Consider the following 20,203-nt stretch of genomic DNA (forward strand, 5'->3'; position numbering starts at 1 on the left):
CATAGCAACGTTTTACTGAGCATAAGCAAAACCTGAACGCATAATTCCCACACAATTGAACACCTCCATTTACATAGCAAAGCGTTACCTGTTCTCGGGCAAAAAAATGCATGCTATCAATATTATTTCGGGTATATCCATGTTGGGGGTGCTCATTGGCAGCGCGGCTTTGCTTATCATTCTTTCGGTGTTCAATGGCTTTGAAAAAGTTATCCTTTCGTTATACAGCAACTTTACGCCCGAAATAAAGATCGAAACCAAACTGGGCAAAACTTTTAATCCCAACACGCCTTACTTTGCCTCCCTGCATAAAGATGCGCGCGTATTTTCATTTACCGAAGTATTGCAGGAAAAAGCCCTAATCAAATATGGTGATAAACCATTTTTAGGTACCGTAATGGGCGTGAGCGATGATTTTTTGAAAAACAACCAGCTCGATAGTACCATAGCCAGCGGCTCATTCACGCTTAAAAGCGGCGATCAAAATTTTGCTGTAATTGGCGCTACCATACAGGGGAGCTTGGGTATTAATGTTCATGACGAGCTTTCGTCCATGCAGATCTATTCGCCGCGGCGCGGTGCGGAAAATTCGGCTAATCCTTTAAATGAATTTGTTGTACGCAGTATTAATCCATCGGGAGTGTTTGCCATACAGCAGGAATTTGATGACATAGCTGTAACCCCCATTGAGTTTGCCCGCGATCTGCTTGACCAGCCGGTAAATGTTTCTTCACTACAGCTTAATTTTAAGCGCGGCACCAGTATCGATGCCATGCAAAAAGACATCCAGGATAAAATAGGGAATAACTTTACCGTAAAAAACCGCAAGGAACAAAACAGCGAGCTTTACAAAACCCTTAATTACGAAAGCTGGGCGGTTTACATGATCCTTACCTTTGTGCTTATCATCGCAATATTTAATATCATTGGCTCGTTAACCATGCTGGTTATTGATAAGCGCAAGGACATTGCCATTTTAAGCGGACTGGGCGCCAATAAAAATATGATCCAGGGAATTTTCTTTTTTGAGGGAATGATGATCACCGCTATTGGCTGTATTATCGGCATAACGCTGGGCACCATTTTTTGCCTGTTGCAGCAGCATTACGGATGGATAAAAATGGGGGCCAAAATGTCGGTGTTAGACTCGTATCCTATCGATCTTAAAATTAAGGATTTTGGCCTGGTGCTGCTAACCGTTGGCGGCATTTCGGTAATAGCTGCCGGCATCAGCGCCCGTTTAAGTATTAAAGGATTGGATGAAATCAAACAGGATTTGTAAATTTGTTAAAATGGGTATGAGGTATATCAAAGTTTTTGTTTTGCTGCTTGTTGTTATTGCTGTTTACGCATGTAATAATGATGCCCATAAAAAAGACGGGGTTACGCTTTATAAAGGCTTGTACAGCGCGGGGCCCGAAATTAAATCATTTAAAGATTGCGATAGCGGCCAGGAGTTTTGGGCTGTTGACAGTTCGGCTCAGTTGGAGCTTCAGTATTCGCAACTCAATTTCGAAAAACCCTACGAACCGGTTTACGTGGAGGTTGAGGGCATCAAATCAAAATCGGGCGATGTTGGCCGCGGGTCTGAATATGACAGTACCCTCGTTGTAAAAAAGGTAGTAAAAATAACCAAAGAGATCCCGCAGGACGTATGTAATTAACGCCCTGCCACCATTGTTAATAAAAGCCTAAAACAATAACTTAGGCTTTTGCATTAAGCATTAAACAACTCATCTGCCTTATCGGCGTAACTAACAACCCATGGAATCAAAACGTCAGCAAAAATTTGCCGGAGTAATACAGGAAGACCTTGCAGCTATTTTTCAGCGCGAAGGCATGAATTATTTGCCTAATACACTGGTAACCATAACCAAGGTACGCGTAACGCCCGATTTGGCTATAGCCCGTATATTTTTAAGCTTTTTGGGTAACCCTAATGTGCAAACCGCTTTGCATACCATCAAATCGCACGCTTCGGAGATCAGGTACAAACTGGGCGCCCGCATCAAAGACCAGGTAAGGATCATTCCGCAGCTTGAGTTTTTTGTTGACGATACCAGCGAATACGTTGAACGCATGGACAAGATCTTTGATAAGATCAGTAAAGAGGAACGCCAGCCCGATACCGAAGAAAACTGATAACCACTGATGGACCGGCACACGCTGTTTGCTAATTACGTTAACAATCATCCCGAAGCCATTGGCAAAGTGGTTGATTTTGATGCAGATCATGACCGCCTTTACCATTTTGACCTTACCGCCGCCAATAAGGAGTTGACGGCTGAGGTTATTAACAAGCCGTGGATGTTTAGCCAGTTAGTGAGCGAAAAGCTGCGCGACTACAATTGCCGTTACGGTATTGGCGGGTATATGGAACACCGTACCATTTATGCCTTTAGCAGTCATTTTGACACGGATGATGAGCCCCGGCGCCTGCATTTGGGCGTCGATATCTGGAGCGATGCCGGAACGCCTGTATACGCCCCGCTTGATGGCATGGTACACAGTTACCAGGATAATAATACTATTGGCGATTACGGCCCAACCATTATTTTACAACACGACCTTGATGGCTTAACCCTTTATAGCCTGTACGGGCATTTAAGCCGTAAAAGCCTGAAGGGGCTTTCTAAAGGTATGCCTGTGTCTAAAAACAACCAAATAGCAACCCTTGGCAATGCCGATGAAAACGGCCATTGGCCACCGCATTTACATTTCCAGCTGATGTTTGATATGGAAGGTAAACAAGGCGATTATCCCGGCGTAGCTAAGTTTTCAGAAAAAGAGATCTGGCAGAAGAATATACCTGACCCCGGGTTGATATTGAAGTTTCCGAGAGCGGTGAATGTAGGGTAGCACCCCGTAGAGATGCATAATTACGTCTCGCTCACAATTCTTAGCTGGCGCAAGTTTTGTGTGATTGCAAATGCTGAGGTAACTTGTGCCTTCTGCGTAAACGTATAACAGGATTTAGCATTTAAACTGTAAACTTTTTTTAGGACGATACATTCGGAAAAGCACAAGTCATCCACGCTTATATCCCCCCACACAAGACTTGCGCTAAAAAGGGCAGGGATAGCTTATGCCTCCTGCTGTTATTTCTCCGTTAATACCGTAAACTTAAAATCAAGCGGTTCAAACAGGCGGATAAGCTCATCAATAAAAGTTTGCCCCCATTTTACATACATGAGGCCGAAGTTTTCAGAACGCTCCTGCAGGCTGTCTTTAGGGAAGAGCTCGGCTTTGACAGCGGTTAGCTGCTCCAACCGTACACTGTAATTTCTCTTTTCTGCACGGATCAGTTTCTTTTCAAGGTTATCCATGGCCTTTTTAAGGCGGGCCTGTACAGCCGCAGCTGATGGTGAAAGGGTAGGATCTATCTTGTAGGCGCGGAGTTTTATTTTCTCAAAAAGGTTTTCCATTTCGCGCCATTCTTCGGCAATGCTCAGGTTATGGCCGCTGTGCTTTTTGATCCAATAGGTTTGCAGGGCATCGCTTTGTTTAAACAGGTCTATAGCGTCAAGGTTCATACGTTCAACCTTGGCGGCCTGTTCTTTTTTGATCACCAAAGCCGAGTTGCGAAGGATGAGGATAGGAAAATCAATTTTATAATGATCAAAATTGGATTTCAACTCGAGCCAGTAAACTACCTCTGCACCACCACCGATGTAGGCAATGTTTGGTAAAATACATTCCTGGTACAGCGGGCGCATCACCACATTAGGGCTAAAACGTTCCGGGTATTCGGCGATCTCCTTTTTAAGCTCAGCTTCGGTAAACTTTATCTCAGTATTAAGCACCTGGTAGCTGTCATTCTCGAAAACTATCCGCTCGCGAAGCTGATCTTTCAGGTAAAAGAAATTGATCTCGCGTGGGTTAACCTGGATGTGTACACCAAGCTCATGTAGTTTTTGGTTAGTTTCGGTAATGTTTTTAAAACTATGCTGACCAATGATATCCTGCTCAATAATGGCCGCGAACTCTTTTTTAAATTCATGGTCATCGGCATCAATGATAACTAAACCATATTGTCCGAAAAGTGAATTAACAAGATATCTGGTAGCATCAGCAAGCTTATCAAATTTGGTATAGGCTGTTTCAACAATTTCGGCAAGATCAGTAGCGTGACCTTCCATGCCTAAAACGCCTTTGTAATGGTTAAGTGCCTGGCGCATGCTCACCGGGTCGATACGACCTGTGGCTCCCGAAGCCTCGTACCACCAGTGCACTTTTTTACCACCTATGTTAGTATAGTTGATCTCGGCAAAGTCGTGGTCTTCGCTGGCCATCCAGTAAACAGGCACAAAATTTTTATCGGGATGGGCGGCTTTTAACTGCTGCGCCAGTTTAATGGCCGTTGCAATTTTATAAAGGAAATATAAAGGTCCGGCGAAGATATTAAGCTGGTGGCCGGTTGTAATGGTATAGGTATTATCCTGTTTTAACAGCTCCAGGTTTTGGGCTGTAAGGGCAGTTGAATAAGTGCATAATTTACCCGGCTCTTTGCCTAAACACTCATATTGCTTAGTTAAAACACGTACCAGCACTTCGCGGTCAGCAACTACCTTTTTGTTTTTCAGAAATTCGGCAAAACCGGCCATATCCGGACGGTAACCATAAAAAGGGTGTAGTTCGGGTTTATTGTCGATATATTCGGCAACTGTGCTTGAAAAAAAACCGGTGTCTTTATAACTTATACAGGATGCGTCCATTGTTGATTTCGGGTTTTGGATGCTCAGTTCAGATTTCCCCTAAAACAAAACATCAGCAAATAAAATTAAATGCTGATGTCGAAATTAGATTATAAATCGCAAATCGCTTTACAGCCGACCGCAAATTAACATTATTTTACAATTTGTCCATAAAGGTCAAAGTCTTCGGCGCTGTCTATCTTTACGTTAACAAAGCTGCCAACGGTAGCATAATCAATGCTGGCATCAATCAAAACTTCGTTATCAACCTCGGGCGAATCAAATTCTGTACGGCCAACAAAATAGCCACCATCCTTTTTGTCAATCAGCACTTTATAGGTATTGCCGATCTTTTCCTGGTTTTTATCAAAAGAAATGCCCTGCTGGATTTCCATAATGGCATCGGCACGCTCCTGTTTTACTTCTTCAGGTACATCATCAACCAAAGTATGGGCGTGGGTCTTTTCCTCGTGCGAATAGGTGAAACAGCCCAAACGGTCGAACCTGGTATCCTCAACCCATTGTGCCATCTCTTCAAAATCCTGCTGGGTTTCGCCCGGGTAACCGGTGATCAGTGTAGTACGCATAGCAATGCCCGGTACACGGTCGCGGATCTCGTTAACTATATCAATGGTTTTTTGCTTGGTGATACCGCGGCGCATCGATTTCAGCATGTTATCGGTGATGTGCTGCAAAGGCATATCCATGTATTTGCAAATATTTTCACGCTCGTTCATCACATCCAGGATCTCCATTGGGAAGCCTGAAGGGTAAGCGTACTGCAGCCTGATCCACTCAATACCGTTCACATCAGATAAACGGCGAAGCAGCTCATCCAGATTGCGTTTGCCGTAAAGGTCGAGGCCGTAATAGGTTAAATCCTGTGCAATCAGGATGAGTTCTTTTGTTCCGTTTTTAGCCAATTTCTTAGCATCCTCAACCAGTTGCTCAATAGGTGAGCTCAGGTGCTTACCCCGCATCAAAGGGATAGCACAAAAAGAACATGGGCGGTTACAGCCTTCAGCAATTTTAAAATAAGCAAAGTGCGAAGGTGTGGTTAATAAACGCTCGCCTATCAACTCGTGTTTATAGTTTGCGCCTACGGTAGCTAATAAATTTTGCAGGTCATTAGTGCCAAAGTAGGCATCAACATTGGTGATCTCAGCTTCAAGTTCGGGTTTATAGCGTTCGCTCAGGCAGCCGGTAACAATCACCTTGCCTACTTTGCCCTGCTCCTTGAGTTCGCTGTATTGCAGAATAGTATCTATCGATTCCTGCTTGGCATTATCAATAAAGCCACAGGTATTAATTACTATAATATCATTTTTGCCTACCTTCTCGGCCTCATGCACCACATCAAACTGGTTGCCCTTCAATTGGCCCATCAATATTTCCGAATCGTAAATATTTTTTGAACAGCCTAACGTAACCACGTTTACACGGGGTTTGGCCTGTTTAACTGATGGACGGGAAATTTCTTTTGTCTTCATAACACACTAATCATTGAGGGAAGCCCCCTCTAAATCTCCTCCGGTAGGGGAGACTTTCAAGTTCATTTAGCCCTCCCTACCGGAGAGGGTTGGGCGGGGCTGTTATTGCTTAAATAAGCTATCTACAAACGCCTGCCTGTCAAACAGCTGCAGGTGATCCATTCCCTCGCCAACACCTATATATTTAACCGGGATCTTAAACTGATCTGATATTCCTATAACCACACCACCTTTAGCTGTACCATCCAATTTGGTTAGCGCCAAGGCGTTTACATTGGTAGCTTCGGTAAACTGCTTGCATTGCTCAATGGCGTTTTGCCCGGTTGAGGCGTCCAGTACCAGCAGTATCTCATGCGGAGCACCGGGGATCACCTTTTGCATCACGTTCTTGATTTTGGTTAGCTCGTTCATCAAACCAACTTTATTATGCAAACGGCCGGCAGTATCTATAATAGCTACATCATCGCCATTGGCCACAGCCGAACGAAGGGTATCATAAGCAACCGAAGCCGGATCGGATCCCATGGCCTGGGCAACAACTTTTACCCCAACACGTTCGCCCCAAAGTTTAATCTGGTCAACCGCGGCTGCGCGAAAGGTATCGGCGGCGCCTAAAACAACCTGGTTGCCAGCCTGCTTTAGCTTATGAGCCAGCTTGCCTATAGTAGTAGTTTTACCTACGCCGTTAACGCCAACCACCATAATTACGTATGGCTTATGATCGCCATATTCAAAATTGCGGAAGTCGTTACTGTTGTTTTCGGCAAGCAGTTGCTGAATTTCATCTTTTAACAGGGCGTTCAGCTCGTTTGTGCTTACGTATTTATCGCGAGCAACACGGGCCTGGATCCTGTCAATGATCTTGAGCGTGGTGCTTACGCCAACGTCGGATGTAACCAGGATCTCTTCCAGCTCATCCAACACATCATCATCAACGGTTGATTTACCGGCGATGGCTTTGGTGATCTTTGAAAAAAAGTTATCCTTGGTTTTTTCCAAACCGGTATCAAGCGCCTGCTGTTCCTGCTGCGTGTTTTCCTTTTTCTTAAAAAAATCAAATAATCCCATGTTCGTTGATATGCAAATGTGCTAATTTCAGATGTGCAGATTGTTTGTTCAATGTACTAATTTCAGTATTCAAATATGTTGCCATATCAAATCACCTTTCTTCATCTGCGCATTTGCACACCTGAAATTTGCACATCTAATTTCATTCAACAAAAAAAGCCCTCTCGTTAAAACAAGACGGCTTCAATATTTTAATCAAAGAGTGATTATATAGTTTTACCTGCAATTGCATCCTTAACTAAATCGTTAGGGACAATTTGCTCTTTGAATGAATAAGCACCAGTTTTAGGTGATTTATTCATGGTGATCACTTTTGAATATTCTTTGCCTTTACCTGCTACTTTCAGCGTTGCAACTACTTTCTTTGCCATGTTGTTTAATTATTGATTTAGTGAATTATTGAGTTGGCCATATCAAATTAAAACTTAATGAGCCAATCAATTCGGTCAACTAATTATTTAATCTCTTTGTGAACGGTTACTTTCCTCAAAACAGGGTTGAATTTTTTCAACTCTAATCTTTCAGTTGTATTTTTTTTGTTCTTAGTGGTGATATAGCGAGACATGCCTGGCATACCGCTTGTTTTGTGTTCGGTGCACTCTAAAATCACCTGAACCCTGTTGCCTTTTTTTGCCATTTTCTTTTTATGTTGTACGTGTCACCTCACGGCTTACGTAATTTTTCAATTTTATTATACTGCTAAACTTGAAAGCTAACTACTAAATGTAGCCTTTTTTAACAAATTTATTGATGCAGGCGGTAATACCGTTTTTGCTGATAGTTTTTACAGCAGAAGTAGACACCTTTAAGGTAATCCATTTATCTTCTTCAGGAATATAAAACTTTTTAAGTTTCAAGTTAGGATGAAACCTGCGTTTTGTTTTAACGTTTGAGTTTGAAACGTTGTTACCTACGATAGATCCTTTTCCTGTTAGATCACAAATTCTTGACATGACAAATATTTTTAATTATCAACCCTTTATCCAAAAAGAGTTTGCAAATATCAGACTTTTAAATCAAATATTCAACAGTGATTTGAAAAATTTTCAAAAAAGATTTACAGCAGTGCCAGGCGCTTATCTATTTAGCTGATAACAGGTTATTTTTACCTGTGCTTACTGTTGTCTGAACCCAGATCCTGTAATTTGATCAATTAACAGAATGCTAAATAAATTCGATGAATTCTTTTAGTTTCATCAAATCGGGTTCACACAAAATCGGCAAACAATTTTAATCAACGATTACAGAGCGTTGCTTCGGCCCGGGCTCCTTACCGTGTCTCCGCTCCGGGGGGCCGCACGCAATGGGTTCAATGATGTGGTTAAGAGGCCGTTTTTACATCCCAATTTATCGGGCTTTTAAAATCAATTACTTACGAATTAAGTAACAACTCTGCTACTTCCTCGCCTACCAAACTCCCCATCGCCACGCCCATGCCATTGCATCTCACAGCACAAAAAATATTAGGCTGCACTTGTTTTACTATCGGGCTGATGTCCTGCCCGAAACCCATGATGCCGCTCCACCAATAATCAATCTCAACATTTTGGCCGGGGAGAATCACCTGGTTCAGATAGTTTATCAATTGCTGTTTAACTTCATCGGTATGGCCAAAATCCCAGGTTTCTTCCGCTTTATAATTGAGGTTACGGCCGCCGCCAAACAATACCCGCCCATCAATATTGCGGAAGTAGTAATAACCCTGGTTAAAATGATAAGTGCCTTTAAGTTTTAACCCTGGAACAGGCTTGGTAATCATTACCTGTCCGCGGCCGGGTACTACATCAAGCTGAGGATATAGCTGGCTTGCAAAAGCATTTGTAGCCAGGATCACTTTGCCCGCTTTAAAAATACCTTGCGAGGTACTTAGCCTGATGTGCTGATCTTCCTGCCCGATAACGGAAATGCCACAATTATTAAGTACCAATACGCCGAGTTGGTATGCTTTATATAATAGAGCACGCATCATTTTGCCGGTGTGAATCTGTCCTTCAAAAGGGTTGTATATGATATGCTTCACTTTATTGAAGCCAAAACCTGCAATTTTTTCATCGGCTACTGAATAAATGTCAGCCCGGCCTATAGCTTGTTTTAATAATTTGTTAAGGTGGTTTATTTGATCAATACACTCACGTGCATGGCTTTCCTCATGATCCATAAACAGTTCATGCCCGCCATATTGATAATAATCGATGTTAGCGTCACCCAAATTTTCCCTTAAACGTTGCAGTCCTTTCCACTTGTAAGCTACCAGGTGCATGGCCTCCGTTTCTGATGAATGATTTATTGCCTCAATTTGCTCCGAAACTGTACCAAAACAGGCAAAACCAGCGTTTTTAGTACTGGCGCCTGACGGTAAGAAGCCTCGTTCCAACACTAAAACTTTTAAGGTTGGTTGCTGTTTTTTTAACTGAAGGGCGGCGCTAAGGCCAACAAGTCCGCTGCCAATAATGATAACATCGGCATTATCAGTAAAGGCTGTACGCTCCCAGTATGAAAATGATGGCTCTAACATGTTCAAAAATAGCTATTCGGGAGGCAAAAACTTTGAGGTAACCGAATGCTTTTAAACTTTTGCTTAAAGCGGAATAGTTTTTGAACAAGCGCTGTAACGTTTGTAAGGTTTCAACCTACTTAGTTTTAACTTATATTTATCAATATCATATGAATCACATATCATTAATTATGGGATACATCGCGCCGAACTCGGCCTGGTTCCTGATGATTATTGTTGCCCTGGTAAGCTTTATTGTACAATGGCGGTTCAGGAGTAAAATTAAGCAGTATTCTGAAATTGGCTTAATGTCTGGCTTATCGGGACAGGAAGTAGCCGTGAAGATGCTGCGCGCCCATGGTATCTTTGATGTACAGGTAATTTGTGTTGAAGGACAGCTTACCGATCATTATAACCCCGAAACGAAAACAGTTAACCTGAGTACCGATGTTTTTTACAGCCGCAGTATCGCCGCTGCCGCTGTCGCCGCACATGAATGCGGCCATGCTGTGCAACATGCCGAAGCTTATGGCTGGCTAAGTTTCCGTTCGGCTATGGTGCCCGTTATCAACGTGGCATCAACTATTACCCAATGGACTTTGTTCATCGGCATTATGCTGTTATTCTTTTCAGGTAGCCCTTATGTTTTGGCAGTTGGTGTTGCCGCGCTTGCACTGGTTACATTTTTTAGCTTTATAACCCTGCCGGTTGAGTTTGATGCAAGTCGCCGGGCGTTAGCCTGGTTGGATAACAATTATGCTGTAGTACAAACCGGACAAGAACATGAAATGGCAAAAGATGCCCTCTGGTGGGCTGCCATGACCTATGTAGTTGCCGCGTTGAGCGCTTTGGCTACGCTGGTTTACTATGCTTCGTTTTTGTTTAACAGGAGGAATTGAGATTAGAGGCAGGAGGCAAGAAATCAAGAGTTAAAGAAGGAAGAACGAAATCAAGAAGCAAAAAAGGCCCTAATCGACAATTCGGTTAGGGCTTTCTCTTTAAGTTTTCTTTTCTTGTTTCTTGAATCTTGACTTCCTGTCTCTACTTCATGTTTCGTTCATCTAAGCCGCCGAAACTTAATGTAATGTTCATGTTACACGGGTAGGTTTGGGTAAAATCATATATCATGAAAAAAATAGCAAGTGTATTTATGGTGCTTTTGATAGTGTCAGCAGCATCCGTTAAAGCCTATGCACAAATCAGTATAAGTGTTTCTGTAAATATAGCACCGCCTGTATTGCCAACCTATACCCAGCCGCCCTGCCCTGTTGACGGGTATTTGTGGACACCCGGTTATTGGGCTTATGACCAGGATGGCGGATATTACTGGGTTCCGGGTGTATGGGTAAGCCCGCCCAGGGTGGGTTATTTGTGGACACCCGGGTACTGGGGCTACGACGGTGCTGTGTATGTTTACCATGAGGGTTATTGGGGCCGCCATATCGGGTTTTACGGCGGGGTTAATTATGGCTACGGTTATGTTGGAACCGGTTATGTTGGCGGGCGCTGGGCCGGTAATTCATTTCAGTACAACACCGCTGTAGTGAATGTTAATAATACGGTTGTGCATAATACCTATGTCAACAAAACTGTTATCAATAACAATGTTACCGTTAATAATAACAGTTTTAACGGACCGGGTGGTGTAACCGCAAAGCCGCGGCCGCAAGAGCAGGCTGCCGAAAAGGAAAGTCATATACAGCCTACAGCTGATCAGATTACCCACCGGCAGGTTGCGGTAAAAGATCCAAGCCAATTTGCAAAAAATAATAACGGGCATCCGGCAACCGCTGCCATGAACAAGGTTAACGGAAGCCGTTTTACCCTTGAAGGAAACCGGGCGCAACCATCATCAAGAGCAAATGCCGAGGATGGCCAGGCGCATAAAGCTAATGCTGCTCCATCTGCTGATAATGCTACTAACAGCCACGCTCCTGCCAGAAGGGCAAATGTTGCCGCTACAAATAATGCAGGTGCAAGACCTGCCGGGCAGCATAGTAACAGGGCTCCCCGCAGGCAAGCTTTGGCTCCGCGCGAAGAAAGACCGCATAGGGAAAGACAACGATAGCCCCAATCTTAATACTCATATATAAAGAAACGGCCTAACTGAATCATCAATTAGGCCGTTATATTTTTTAAGTGTCTTTCTTGTTTCTTGAATCTTGCCGTCTTGACTCTCAATTCAACCTGTATGGCGCTATCAGATAAAACTCCGGGATTTGTACATTGAAGTTGGCGTTATCCAACAGGCGGATCATGTGGTATTCGCCTTTCATGTTGCCCATGTCGGTTTTGAGGTTACAGCCTGATACGTACTCATGGGTATGGCCCGGCTCAATAACAGGCTGCTGGCCTACTACACCTTCGCCTTCCACTTCGCGCTTTGCACCGTTTGAGTCAAATATATACCAGTGACGGCTCATCAACCTGATGGCGTAGTTGGTCATGTTTTCGATGCTTACCTTGTAGGCAAACATAAAATGATCGTTTGCCGGGTTTGAATACTCCGGCTGATATATGGTTTCGATGGAAACCTTAACACCCTCAGTTATAGTGGTAACCATGTGACAAGTATCGTTTATTTCAAATATATGGAAAGGGAGCAAATATTAAGCCATTTCGATGGCATATTTTTCTTCGATCTCGGCCAATATCTGGTCAACTGCTTCAAGGTCAGGGGCAGTAACAAAACGCATCCTGAACTCTTTGAAATGATCTATACCTTTAAAATAATTAGAGTAATGCCTGCGCATCTCAAAAATGCCCGTTTTAGGGCCTTTCCACTCTATTGATTTGTATAAATGGGCACGGCAAGCTGCCACACGTTCGGCAATTGTTGGCTTATCCAGGTATTCGCCGGTTTTAAAATAATGCTTTATTTCGCGGAAAATCCATGGATAACCAATCGCCGCACGACCGATCATCATGCCGTCAACCTCATATTCCATACGCCACGCGGCGGCCTTTTCGGGCGAATCGATGTCGCCATTGCCGAAAATGGGGATTTTTATCCGCGGATTTTTTTTGATATCGCGGATCAACGACCAATCTGCCTCGCCTTTGTACATCTGTGAGCGCGTACGGCCGTGTATAGTAAGTGCTTTGATACCTACATCCTGCAGGCGTTCGGCAACTTCATAAACATTTTTGGTATTATCATCCCAGCCAAGGCGGGTTTTTACAGTTACCGGTAAATGCGTGGCCTCAACAACAGCTTTGGTCATGGCAACCATTTTATCAATATCCTGTAAAAGGCTTGCGCCTGCACCGCGGCAGGCCACCTGTTTTACCGGACATCCATAGTTAATATCCATTAAATCGGGACCAGCTAATGTAGCAATCTCGGTAGCTTCGCGCATGTGATCGATATCGCTCCCGAAGATCTGGATGCCGATAGGCCTTTCGTATTCAAAAATATCCAGCTTTTGCCTGCTTTTTGCCGCATCGCGGATCAGGCCTTCGCTTGAAATAAACTCTGTATACATCATATCCGCGCCGTTTTGCTTGCACACATAGCGGAAGGGCGGATCACTCACATCCTCCATCGGTGCCAGCAGCAGCGGGAACTCACCTAAATCAATATTTCCTATTTGTACAGACATCCTTATCTTTAGCCTGCAAAAATACGAATTTTACATCGAATGATAAAAGCCTCATATCAAAGCCCTCAGCCACAGGGAAGTCAAATAACGCCGTTTTTACAATTTATAATACTGATTGCGCTAACTATAGGGATGCTGATTGTGTGCGGTTTAATAGCTGCCGGAATTATCGGGGTGATATTTGGGTCACAAACGCTTACTGATACGTTTACTTTTAATACCCGAAACCCGAATGTTGGCGCTGCTTTGTGGACGTTGCAAATCATCAGCACTACGCTGCCTTTGTATCTCGCCCCTGTAATTTTTGCGCGCTTTATAGTAAAGGAGCCTGTAGATTATTTGAAGGTTACCCCCAAATTTCCGCCGGTGCTGTTACTGCTGATCTTATCTATCATGATCTGTTCATCGCCGGTTATGGAAGTACTGGTAAACGTTAACCAGAAACTGGCTTTGCCTGCTTCTTTGAAAGGCCTTGAGGATGCCTTGCGGGCCATGGAGGCTCAGGCCCAAAAAGCTACGGAAGCCATGCTGCAAATGAAAACAGTATGGGATATGCTTTTTGCGGTTTTAGTAGTTGGGCTATTAACAGCTATTGCCGAAGAGTTTTTATTCAGGGGGTGTTTGCAAACCATCATGATTAGGTGGACAGGTAATCCGCATGCGGCAATCTGGATTACTGCTATCCTTTTCAGTGCCTTTCATATGGAGTTTTTTACCTTTTTACCGCGTGTGGCGCTGGGCGTGTTTTTTGGATATTTTGTGATGTGGAGCGGCAGCATCTGGACAAGTGTTTGGGCGCATTTTTTAAATAATGCCACCCAGGTGGTGATCCTATACCTGTATTCGCAAAAACGGATCACCCTTGATCCTAACGATCAGCACGTTTTTAATTATCAGAGCTATGCTTTAAGCCTGATAATTATTTTAATTTTGCTTTTTATGTACAGAAATACTGCTAAAGGAAAAAGCCCGCTGTTGAGTTAAATGGAAAAAAACTGGGTCAAAATTTTTACTTCAACTAATTTTTACCAATCAGAAATTGTTAAGCAAATGCTTACCGGGAATCATATTGATACCGTTTTGCTGAATAAACAGGATTCATCGCACCGCAACTTTGGCGAAATAGAGGTTTATATTCACCAGGAGGATTTTAGTAAGGCTATTGAGATCATGATCCTCAATCAAATTAATATATGAAACAACGCGCCATCACTGGCTTATTTTTTATTATCGTAATGATTGGGTCTAATTTATTAGGCCCATATGTATTTAGTGTTTTTTACCTGTTATTGAGTCTGTTTTGCCTTTTGGAATTTTACAAACTGGTTAAACAGGGCGGTATGCAGCCCGAGCGTTTTACCGGGGCACTTGCCGGCGTAATCATGTTCTTCTTTTTTGCGGCTAACTGCTATTTCCCGGCATATAAATACATTATACTGCTACCCATACTGCTTAGCTTTATTCCGATAGGCGAGTTATATAAAAAATCTACCGCGCCATTCACTAATATTGGCTTCACTTATTTGGGTTTGCTGATGGCTATTGTGCCGTTCATGTTTTTTCATGCGATGGCTTTTACCCGTGGCGATGGTGTTTTTAACTTTCACGTGCCGCTTGGCTTTTTAATTATGCTGTGGAGCAATGATACCGGGGCTTACCTGGTGGGCAGCAAATTTGGCCGTAACAAGTTATTCGAAAGGCACTCGCCTAAAAAATCATGGGAAGGCTTTATCGGGGGCATACTGATCTGCGCTTTGGCGGCATATATTTTGAGCCGTTTTTATACAGAATACAATTGTTTCGACTGGATCATTATGTCGCTTATTATCTCAAACTTTGGCACCATGGGTGATCTGGTTGAATCCATGTTCAAGCGCAGCCTCAACGTAAAAGATTCGGGGGGCATATTACCAGGCCATGGCGGCCTGCTCGACAGGTTTGACGGCCTGCTGATGGCCGCGCCAATTGTATATGCATACCTGTACTTAATTTCAAATTAGTAGTTTTGTATTAAACACAATAAATAATGACCATACATAAAGAAGGCTATACCTCACTCGCTATTACTATCCTGTTCATTTTTGTTTTAAATGCGCTCATCCAGTTTTACATGCCAACTGCGCATACGCTGAAATGGATAGTTTATATTTTTTCGGGTGCTTTATTTTTGATCATCCTGCAGTTTTTCCGCAGTCCATTCTTTGATATTGAAACCGCCGAAAATACTATCCTTTGCCCTGCCGATGGCAAGGTTGTAGTGATTGAAGAAACTGAAGAAACCGAATTTTTAAAAGATAAACGTATTCAATTATCGGTTTTCATGTCGCCGGTTAATGTGCACGTGAACCGTAACCCTATTGCAGGTGTGGTAAGTTATTTTAAATACCATAAAGGTAAATACCTGGTGGCTTGGCATCCTAAATCATCAACCGAGAACGAACGTACAACTATAGCTATTGAAAACAGCAAAGGTGTAACTGTATTGTTCAGACAGATAGCCGGTGCACTGGCCCGCCGCATAGTTTGGTATGTTAAACAAGGGGATATTGTTGAGCAGGGCCAGCAGTTCGGTTTTATTAAGTTTGGCTCGAGAGTGGATGTTTTCCTGCCGCTGGGCACTAAGATCCTGGTAAATATTGGCGATGTAGTAAAAGGCGGTCGTACCATTTTAGCCGAGCTGGTTGATCCGGAGCCTGTAAAAGAAGCTGCAAAGCCTGATGCAATTGTTGTTCCCGAGCCGCCTGCAGCACCGGTAGATCCGGCTGTTTTGGTAGAAGAAACGCCAACCATGAATAGCATTACGCCGGCTCCTTCGTTGGTAGTTGATCATCCTGAGACAGCTGAAAATCCGGCAGTGGAAGAAAGCGCCGCAGAGAAACCTGTTAAGAAAAAAACTGCATCAAAAGCTAAAAAAGTTGATAGTGGTGATGCGGCAAAGGAAGCGGATAGCGAATAATTAGCGTACGTTTTTATATAAAGAAAGGCAGATGGGGAACTCATCTGCTTTTTTTGTGCTTTTTCGAAAAGCTATTTAAATGCGTCATTGCGAGGTACGAAGCAATCCCCGATTAGTGTAGCGGCTATGCAAATTCGCTCTGTAAAGTTGGGGATTGCTTCGTACCTCGCAATGACGTGGTTTTTATGGCTGTTGCACTGTCGCAGGTTTAGTGGCAGCGTAACTTGTGATTCGATATCGTTGAAACTGAAAGCTTAAGCCATGGTTCACCACGGGTTACAAACCCGCGGTAGTTTACTTTGATAGCTTGCCTTTGCCTTCGTGTTTGAAAATCAACAGATTAAGAGGACGGTTTTTAAAAAACCATTACATAGCAAAAGGCCTTACCGAAATTACTTCAGAAAGGCCTTTTAATCTTTTATATACCGCTAAGCGGCTGGGTAAATTAAACGCGTTTTGATTTGATACGAGCTGCTTTACCAGTAAGGGCACGCAGGTAGTACAGTTTAGAACGACGAACTTTACCAACGCTGTTAACTTCGATCTTGTCGATGTTTGGAGAGTTAACAGGGAAGATACGCTCAACGCCAATGCCATTTGATACTTTACGCACAGTAAAAGTTTCGCTTACACCAACGCTGTTACGCTGAATAACAACACCCTGGTAAACCTGAACGCGTTCTTTATTTCCTTCTCTGATTTTATAGTGAACACTTACAGTATCACCAGCTTTGAAGGATGGAAGCTGCTTTTTTTCTACTGATTGCTCTTCAACAAATTTTACTAAATCCATGATTTTAAGCTCTTAATGCGATTTTTAGCCCGTAAAAATCGGATTGCAAGTATAGGGATTATTTTCAATAAATGAAAGCCAAATTTAAAAATTTCCACATTTAGTTTTTTTATTAACAACCGGTTGTGGTTAAGGGAAGGGAGAATGGTTGATTGATTGAGTGGTTTTAATGTTTTGATAACCGCTTTCTAAGCTAATCCAGTATTCGCGGTGTATTAATTATCATTACTCGCCTCTATCCAACAAATCCGGCCGGCGGGCTTTGGTACGTTCCAATGCCTGCTCATGGCGCCATTTTTCTATTTCGGGAGTGTTGCCTCCTAAAAGGATCTCGGGGACCTTGTGCCCGTTCCAGTCGGCCGGACGGGTATAAACAGGAGCGTCCAGCAGGTCGTCCTGGAACGAATCAGACAGTGCGGATGTTTCGTCGCTCAATACACCGGGGATAAGTCTTACCACGGCATCAACCAATACGGCGGCAGGCAGTTCCCCGCCCGAAAGTACGTAATCGCCTATAGAGATCTCGCGGGTTACATAAATGTCGCGGATGCGTTGATCGATACCTTTGTAATGACCGCAAAGGATAATGATGTTTTTTTTGATGGAAAGCTGGTTAGCGATAGCCTGATTGAGGGTTTCGCCATCGGGCGACATGAAGATGATCTCGTCATAATCGCGCTCTGATTTTAGCTTTTCGATGCATGCCGCAAAAGGTGGAATCGTCATCACCATGCCACTGCCGCCACCGTAAGGATAATCATCCACGCTTTTTTGCTTATTGGTGGCATAATCCCGCAGGTTATGAACAACAATTTCAGAAATCCCCTTTTTCTGTGCACGCTGCAGAATGGAATGTGCAAAAGGGCTTTCAAGCAAACCGGGCAATACAGAGATGATATCGAAACGCATATTTTCTTCAGACTCAGGATAAAAGAATCAGGATGCAAGATTACTGAAAAATGTCCTCTCTTCGAAATTGTCTTGATTCCTGAGTCGTGCAATCTTGCTTCTATGACTATCCTCTATGCTGATAAATTCCCCATAAATTACCCGCCGGGTCAGTAAAATGTGCGGTAATCTCAGGGAAATCCTTACTAATGGGTTGAACAATGATACCCCGATTGGCCTCTATCAGTTTAAGCGTTGCTTCTGCATTATCAACCATAATGGAGATCAGTAACCCTGCTTTGCCCATCGGTTCACGACCAGTTACCCACATGCCGCTTACTTCGCCTACGCCGTCATCAAACGAGGCGGAGCCGTGATTATCCGTCCGGATGTGCCAGCCGAAAACCGTTTCAAAAAACTTTGAGGATATGCTGATATCAGTAGCTGGAATCTCGATATAGCATATTTTGCCGTTGCCGTAGGTGGGTTGCTTTGCCATAATGGTGCTTTTTATCTTGTCTCTTGATTCTTGTTGCTTGCTTCTATATCGACTATATCGCCTTCTCAATCATCCACCGATGCCCGAAAGGGTCAATAAAGTCACCCTGGCGGTAACTATAGTCCCAGTCTGTTACTTCCGAAGCTATTGTTGCGCCTGCCCGCCTCGCAGCTTCCATCACAGCATGTACGTCATCAACAAAAAGACCGATGGTAACGCTGGTAGCCTTTGTAGTATCGGGGCAAAGCACAGCCGTTCGTTCGGTTTCTTCATGCAGGTGAAAGATGGTTCCGTCTATCGAAAGCTCCGATACATGGATGCTGCCATCATCATTGCTAAAACGCCTGAGTTCTACCGCGCCCAAAGCTTTAATGTAAAAGCTGATATCGGTTACACCATGCGGAATGGCTAACTGCGGTGCGAAGCTTGGTTTTGTTGCCATGGTTATATTGGTTTAATTAATCCTCTTCGTCTAACGAAAAAACATCTTCTACAGGTTTGCCAAATACACGGGCTATTTTTAAAGCCAGCACGGTAGATGGCACATACCGGTTGCTCTCAATAGTGTTGATGGTTTGCCGCGATACCCCGATAAGCTCTGCAAGTTCGGCCTGGGTTATGTTTTTGATGGCGCGCTCAACCCTAATGTTATTTTTCATGCCTGCCCCTCTTCCTTGTTGATGAGGCGGTTGTTCTGAAAAATCTTCCACCTGAAACGCACAATGAAAAATACAAGCGGTACCAATAAATTTAAAAACAAAATATGTTCGGTGTCTTTACTTAATATTAAACTCACCACCAAAAGTATATAATTTACATAAATAGCCCATTGCAATGAGTCGAGCCTGAGTTTAAAGATCTGTTCATCTTCAATGCGTTCTTTGGCGAAGGCGACAAAGAACAGGCCTATAGCCATGAGCAGTGTGGTAGTCATGAAAAAGATATGATGGCTGTTAAACAGGTCGTCGCTTACCGGTTCTTCATGCATGCTAAAGCCCATCTCTTTTTTAAACATTACGATGGGGATATGGATCAGGAAAAGCACAAGCCCAAGGTACCTGAACCAGTGCGGGAATAGAAAACGTGATTTCATGATTGTAAAATTTGCTCGAAACACAGGATGGCTGTATTCTGAATTTTTCTTATTGAATCAACTATAGTTTAATTTGATTCTTTTGCGAGGTTTCTATTTAATAAAAAAACCTTCCATCTAAACCGGATGACAAAGAATATCAAAGGAGTAATGACATTGTAGGCTACAATTTCAAGAAATTTAAAGCCATGTATCAAAACGACTAAAATCAGAAAAAGACAATAATTTACATATATCGCCCATTGTAATGAGTCCAATCGCAGCTGTGAAATATGCTCATCTTCATCTTTTTCTTTGGAGAAAGCTATAAGCAATAATCCGATGATAACGATGATAATATTAAAGTCGTTTGTGATATTCATCCAGATATTGGGGACATCTCCTGTTTGGGCGAAGCCCTGGGGATAAAAAAATTTTAAAGCAACGGCTTTTAAAATATCTATGACAAAACACAAGTAACCAATTAATCGACAATAGTGCGGAAATAAAAAACGTGATTTCATAATTGTAAAGTTTGGCTGACCAAAAGTAAAGTAAACTTTACAAAAGTCAAATATATTTGACAAATATTTTTTTTAAAATCCCGGTAAATGAAAAATGCCCGTGAGTACACGGGCATGGGGGAA

25 protein-coding genes and 1 pseudogene are annotated in these 20,203 nt (G+C 43.1%); 10 read left to right on the forward strand and 16 right to left on the reverse strand.

Translation table 11 applies throughout. The annotated features are described in order from the left end of the window. The first annotated feature begins 55 nt into the window (after positions 1-55). The 4 genes from ABIC84_RS12120 (at position 56) to ABIC84_RS12135 (ending at position 2,859) form a co-directional block, all read left to right on the forward strand. Positions 56-1,282, forward strand: coding sequence for an FtsX-like permease family protein (locus ABIC84_RS12120; protein ID WP_429263710.1), 1,227 nt, complete (start codon positions 56-58; stop codon positions 1,280-1,282). A gap of 16 nt (positions 1,283-1,298) precedes the next feature. Further along, entirely contained in the window at positions 1,299-1,664 is a 366-nt protein-coding gene (locus tag ABIC84_RS12125; protein ID WP_090532839.1) for a hypothetical protein, read from the forward strand. Positions 1,665-1,764: 100 nt separating this feature from the next. After that, positions 1,765-2,142 (forward strand): 30S ribosome-binding factor RbfA, encoded by a 378-nt coding sequence (gene rbfA / locus ABIC84_RS12130; RefSeq protein WP_090532309.1) that lies wholly within the window; start codon positions 1,765-1,767, stop codon positions 2,140-2,142. A 9-nt stretch (positions 2,143-2,151) separates the two neighbouring features. Then, entirely contained in the window at positions 2,152-2,859 is a 708-nt protein-coding gene (locus ABIC84_RS12135; protein WP_429263711.1) for a peptidoglycan DD-metalloendopeptidase family protein, read from the forward strand. Between the two features lie 239 nt (positions 2,860-3,098). Here the strand turns inward: ABIC84_RS12135 and bshC are convergent, their stop codons facing one another. The 7 genes from bshC to ABIC84_RS12170 all read right to left on the reverse strand — a co-directional run bounded on the left by bshC (position 3,099) and on the right by ABIC84_RS12170 (position 9,767). Beyond that, positions 3,099-4,715 carry a bacillithiol biosynthesis cysteine-adding enzyme BshC gene (gene bshC / locus ABIC84_RS12140; protein ID WP_429263712.1) on the reverse strand — a complete coding sequence of 539 codons (1,617 nt, stop codon included), beginning with the start codon at positions 4,713-4,715 and terminating at the stop codon, positions 3,099-3,101. A gap of 131 nt (positions 4,716-4,846) precedes the next feature. Continuing rightward, positions 4,847-6,184 (reverse strand): 30S ribosomal protein S12 methylthiotransferase RimO, encoded by a 1,338-nt coding sequence (gene rimO / locus ABIC84_RS12145; protein ID WP_426583636.1) that lies wholly within the window; start codon positions 6,182-6,184, stop codon positions 4,847-4,849. Between the two features lie 102 nt (positions 6,185-6,286). After that, the gene (gene ftsY, locus ABIC84_RS12150; RefSeq protein WP_129568978.1) at positions 6,287-7,252 is read right to left on the reverse strand and encodes a signal recognition particle-docking protein FtsY; all 966 of its coding nucleotides are present in this window, start codon (positions 7,250-7,252) and stop codon (positions 6,287-6,289) included. A gap of 206 nt (positions 7,253-7,458) precedes the next feature. Further along, on the reverse strand, positions 7,459-7,623 hold the full coding sequence (locus tag ABIC84_RS12155; protein ID WP_090532298.1) for a DUF4295 domain-containing protein: 165 nt from the start codon (positions 7,621-7,623) through the stop codon (positions 7,459-7,461). Between the two features lie 83 nt (positions 7,624-7,706). Continuing rightward, positions 7,707-7,889 carry a 50S ribosomal protein L33 gene (rpmG, locus tag ABIC84_RS12160; protein ID WP_022830075.1) on the reverse strand — a complete coding sequence of 61 codons (183 nt, stop codon included), beginning with the start codon at positions 7,887-7,889 and terminating at the stop codon, positions 7,707-7,709. An 82-nt stretch (positions 7,890-7,971) separates the two neighbouring features. Next, positions 7,972-8,205: a 50S ribosomal protein L28 gene (gene rpmB, locus ABIC84_RS12165; RefSeq protein WP_022830076.1), complete on the reverse strand. Its 234-nt coding sequence runs from the start codon at positions 8,203-8,205 to the stop codon at positions 7,972-7,974. Positions 8,206-8,624: 419 nt separating this feature from the next. Further along, entirely contained in the window at positions 8,625-9,767 is a 1,143-nt protein-coding gene (locus tag ABIC84_RS12170) for an NAD(P)/FAD-dependent oxidoreductase (protein ID WP_426583640.1), read from the reverse strand. Positions 9,768-9,916: 149 nt separating this feature from the next. Here ABIC84_RS12170 and ABIC84_RS12175 point away from each other — a divergent pair, with 149 nt between their 5' ends. Then, on the forward strand, positions 9,917-10,645 hold the full coding sequence (locus tag ABIC84_RS12175) for a zinc metallopeptidase (protein ID WP_090532294.1): 729 nt from the start codon (positions 9,917-9,919) through the stop codon (positions 10,643-10,645). Positions 10,646-10,872: 227 nt separating this feature from the next. Continuing rightward, positions 10,873-11,814, forward strand: coding sequence for a hypothetical protein (locus ABIC84_RS12180; RefSeq protein WP_429263713.1), 942 nt, complete (start codon positions 10,873-10,875; stop codon positions 11,812-11,814). A gap of 109 nt (positions 11,815-11,923) precedes the next feature. On the opposite strand, the gene apaG is transcribed toward ABIC84_RS12180, so the two are convergent. Then, complete coding sequence (apaG, locus tag ABIC84_RS12185; protein ID WP_090532292.1) at positions 11,924-12,310, reverse strand: Co2+/Mg2+ efflux protein ApaG; 387 nt, start codon at positions 12,308-12,310, stop codon at positions 11,924-11,926. 45 nt (positions 12,311-12,355) lie between these two features. Continuing rightward, on the reverse strand, positions 12,356-13,348 hold the full coding sequence (dusB, locus tag ABIC84_RS12190) for a tRNA dihydrouridine synthase DusB (protein WP_429263714.1): 993 nt from the start codon (positions 13,346-13,348) through the stop codon (positions 12,356-12,358). A gap of 39 nt (positions 13,349-13,387) precedes the next feature. On the opposite strand from dusB, the gene ABIC84_RS12195 reads away from it, so the two are divergent. From ABIC84_RS12195 to ABIC84_RS12210, 4 genes and pseudogenes are all read left to right on the forward strand, one after another. After that, positions 13,388-14,332: a CPBP family intramembrane glutamic endopeptidase gene (locus tag ABIC84_RS12195; protein ID WP_429263715.1), complete on the forward strand. Its 945-nt coding sequence runs from the start codon at positions 13,388-13,390 to the stop codon at positions 14,330-14,332. Beyond that, complete coding sequence (locus ABIC84_RS12200) at positions 14,333-14,545, forward strand: DUF2007 domain-containing protein (protein ID WP_091167115.1); 213 nt, start codon at positions 14,333-14,335, stop codon at positions 14,543-14,545. Then, positions 14,542-15,348 (forward strand): phosphatidate cytidylyltransferase, encoded by an 807-nt coding sequence (locus ABIC84_RS12205; protein ID WP_429263716.1) that lies wholly within the window; start codon positions 14,542-14,544, stop codon positions 15,346-15,348. Before ABIC84_RS12200 ends, ABIC84_RS12205 begins: the two co-directional genes overlap by 4 nt. A gap of 26 nt (positions 15,349-15,374) precedes the next feature. Further along, positions 15,375-16,028 (forward strand): annotated as a pseudogene (locus ABIC84_RS12210) (phosphatidylserine decarboxylase family protein); the annotation flags it as partial. Positions 16,029-16,749: 721 nt separating this feature from the next. Here the strand turns inward: ABIC84_RS12210 and rplS are convergent. The 7 genes from rplS to ABIC84_RS12245 all read right to left on the reverse strand — a co-directional run bounded on the left by rplS (position 16,750) and on the right by ABIC84_RS12245 (position 20,080). Continuing rightward, positions 16,750-17,097 (reverse strand): 50S ribosomal protein L19, encoded by a 348-nt coding sequence (gene rplS, locus ABIC84_RS12215; RefSeq protein ID WP_090532282.1) that lies wholly within the window; start codon positions 17,095-17,097, stop codon positions 16,750-16,752. A 225-nt stretch (positions 17,098-17,322) separates the two neighbouring features. Continuing rightward, the gene (gene trmD / locus ABIC84_RS12220; protein WP_429263717.1) at positions 17,323-18,006 is read right to left on the reverse strand and encodes a tRNA (guanosine(37)-N1)-methyltransferase TrmD; all 684 of its coding nucleotides are present in this window, start codon (positions 18,004-18,006) and stop codon (positions 17,323-17,325) included. 106 nt (positions 18,007-18,112) lie between these two features. After that, entirely contained in the window at positions 18,113-18,484 is a 372-nt protein-coding gene (locus ABIC84_RS12225; RefSeq protein WP_429263718.1) for a VOC family protein, read from the reverse strand. Positions 18,485-18,536: 52 nt separating this feature from the next. Further along, a complete protein-coding gene (locus ABIC84_RS12230) occupies positions 18,537-18,926 on the reverse strand; it encodes a VOC family protein (RefSeq protein ID WP_429263719.1) in 390 nt (129 codons plus the stop codon). A gap of 16 nt (positions 18,927-18,942) precedes the next feature. Then, on the reverse strand, positions 18,943-19,143 hold the full coding sequence (locus ABIC84_RS12235) for a helix-turn-helix transcriptional regulator (RefSeq protein ID WP_176625861.1): 201 nt from the start codon (positions 19,141-19,143) through the stop codon (positions 18,943-18,945). After that, on the reverse strand, positions 19,140-19,577 hold the full coding sequence (locus tag ABIC84_RS12240) for a hypothetical protein (RefSeq protein ID WP_426583654.1): 438 nt from the start codon (positions 19,575-19,577) through the stop codon (positions 19,140-19,142). Before ABIC84_RS12240 ends, ABIC84_RS12235 begins: the two co-directional genes overlap by 4 nt. Before the next feature lie 68 nt (positions 19,578-19,645). Beyond that, positions 19,646-20,080 (reverse strand): hypothetical protein, encoded by a 435-nt coding sequence (locus tag ABIC84_RS12245; RefSeq protein ID WP_426583656.1) that lies wholly within the window; start codon positions 20,078-20,080, stop codon positions 19,646-19,648. Positions 20,081-20,203 lie beyond the last annotated feature (123 nt).

It is taken from the genome of Mucilaginibacter sp. 3215 (assembly GCF_050433785.1).
Lineage (GTDB): Bacteria > Bacteroidota > Bacteroidia > Sphingobacteriales > Sphingobacteriaceae > Mucilaginibacter.

Bases quoted from the DNA above. Each gene is read 5' to 3' on its own strand.
- ABIC84_RS12240 (WP_426583654.1), bottom strand. From the start codon at position 19,577: ATGAAATCACGTTTTCTATTCCCGCACTGGTTCAGGTACCTTGGGCTT.
- bshC (WP_429263712.1), bottom strand. From the start codon at position 4,715: ATGGACGCATCCTGTATAAGTTATAAAGACACCGGTTTTTTTTCAAGC.
- ftsY (WP_129568978.1), bottom strand. From the start codon at position 7,252: ATGGGATTATTTGATTTTTTTAAGAAAAAGGAAAACACGCAGCAGGAA.
- rplS (WP_090532282.1), bottom strand. From the start codon at position 17,097: ATGGATTTAGTAAAATTTGTTGAAGAGCAATCAGTAGAAAAAAAGCAG.
- ABIC84_RS12180 (WP_429263713.1), top strand. From the start codon at position 10,873: ATGAAAAAAATAGCAAGTGTATTTATGGTGCTTTTGATAGTGTCAGCA.
- ABIC84_RS12230 (WP_429263719.1), bottom strand. From the start codon at position 18,926: ATGGCAACAAAACCAAGCTTCGCACCGCAGTTAGCCATTCCGCATGGT.
- ABIC84_RS12205 (WP_429263716.1), top strand. From the start codon at position 14,542: ATGAAACAACGCGCCATCACTGGCTTATTTTTTATTATCGTAATGATT.
- ABIC84_RS12200 (WP_091167115.1), top strand. From the start codon at position 14,333: ATGGAAAAAAACTGGGTCAAAATTTTTACTTCAACTAATTTTTACCAA.
- dusB (WP_429263714.1), bottom strand. From the start codon at position 13,348: ATGTCTGTACAAATAGGAAATATTGATTTAGGTGAGTTCCCGCTGCTG.
- ABIC84_RS12175 (WP_090532294.1), top strand. From the start codon at position 9,917: ATGAATCACATATCATTAATTATGGGATACATCGCGCCGAACTCGGCC.
- ABIC84_RS12170 (WP_426583640.1), bottom strand. From the start codon at position 9,767: ATGTTAGAGCCATCATTTTCATACTGGGAGCGTACAGCCTTTACTGAT.
- ABIC84_RS12155 (WP_090532298.1), bottom strand. From the start codon at position 7,623: ATGGCAAAGAAAGTAGTTGCAACGCTGAAAGTAGCAGGTAAAGGCAAA.
- ABIC84_RS12245 (WP_426583656.1), bottom strand. From the start codon at position 20,080: ATGAAATCACGTTTTTTATTTCCGCACTATTGTCGATTAATTGGTTAC.
- rpmG (WP_022830075.1), bottom strand. From the start codon at position 7,889: ATGGCAAAAAAAGGCAACAGGGTTCAGGTGATTTTAGAGTGCACCGAA.
- apaG (WP_090532292.1), bottom strand. From the start codon at position 12,310: ATGGTTACCACTATAACTGAGGGTGTTAAGGTTTCCATCGAAACCATA.
- ABIC84_RS12235 (WP_176625861.1), bottom strand. From the start codon at position 19,143: ATGAAAAATAACATTAGGGTTGAGCGCGCCATCAAAAACATAACCCAG.
- ABIC84_RS12225 (WP_429263718.1), bottom strand. From the start codon at position 18,484: ATGGCAAAGCAACCCACCTACGGCAACGGCAAAATATGCTATATCGAG.
- ABIC84_RS12125 (WP_090532839.1), top strand. From the start codon at position 1,299: ATGAGGTATATCAAAGTTTTTGTTTTGCTGCTTGTTGTTATTGCTGTT.
- trmD (WP_429263717.1), bottom strand. From the start codon at position 18,006: ATGCGTTTCGATATCATCTCTGTATTGCCCGGTTTGCTTGAAAGCCCT.
- rpmB (WP_022830076.1), bottom strand. From the start codon at position 8,205: ATGTCAAGAATTTGTGATCTAACAGGAAAAGGATCTATCGTAGGTAAC.
- ABIC84_RS12135 (WP_429263711.1), top strand. From the start codon at position 2,152: ATGGACCGGCACACGCTGTTTGCTAATTACGTTAACAATCATCCCGAA.
- rbfA (WP_090532309.1), top strand. From the start codon at position 1,765: ATGGAATCAAAACGTCAGCAAAAATTTGCCGGAGTAATACAGGAAGAC.
- ABIC84_RS12195 (WP_429263715.1), top strand. From the start codon at position 13,388: ATGATAAAAGCCTCATATCAAAGCCCTCAGCCACAGGGAAGTCAAATA.
- rimO (WP_426583636.1), bottom strand. From the start codon at position 6,184: ATGAAGACAAAAGAAATTTCCCGTCCATCAGTTAAACAGGCCAAACCC.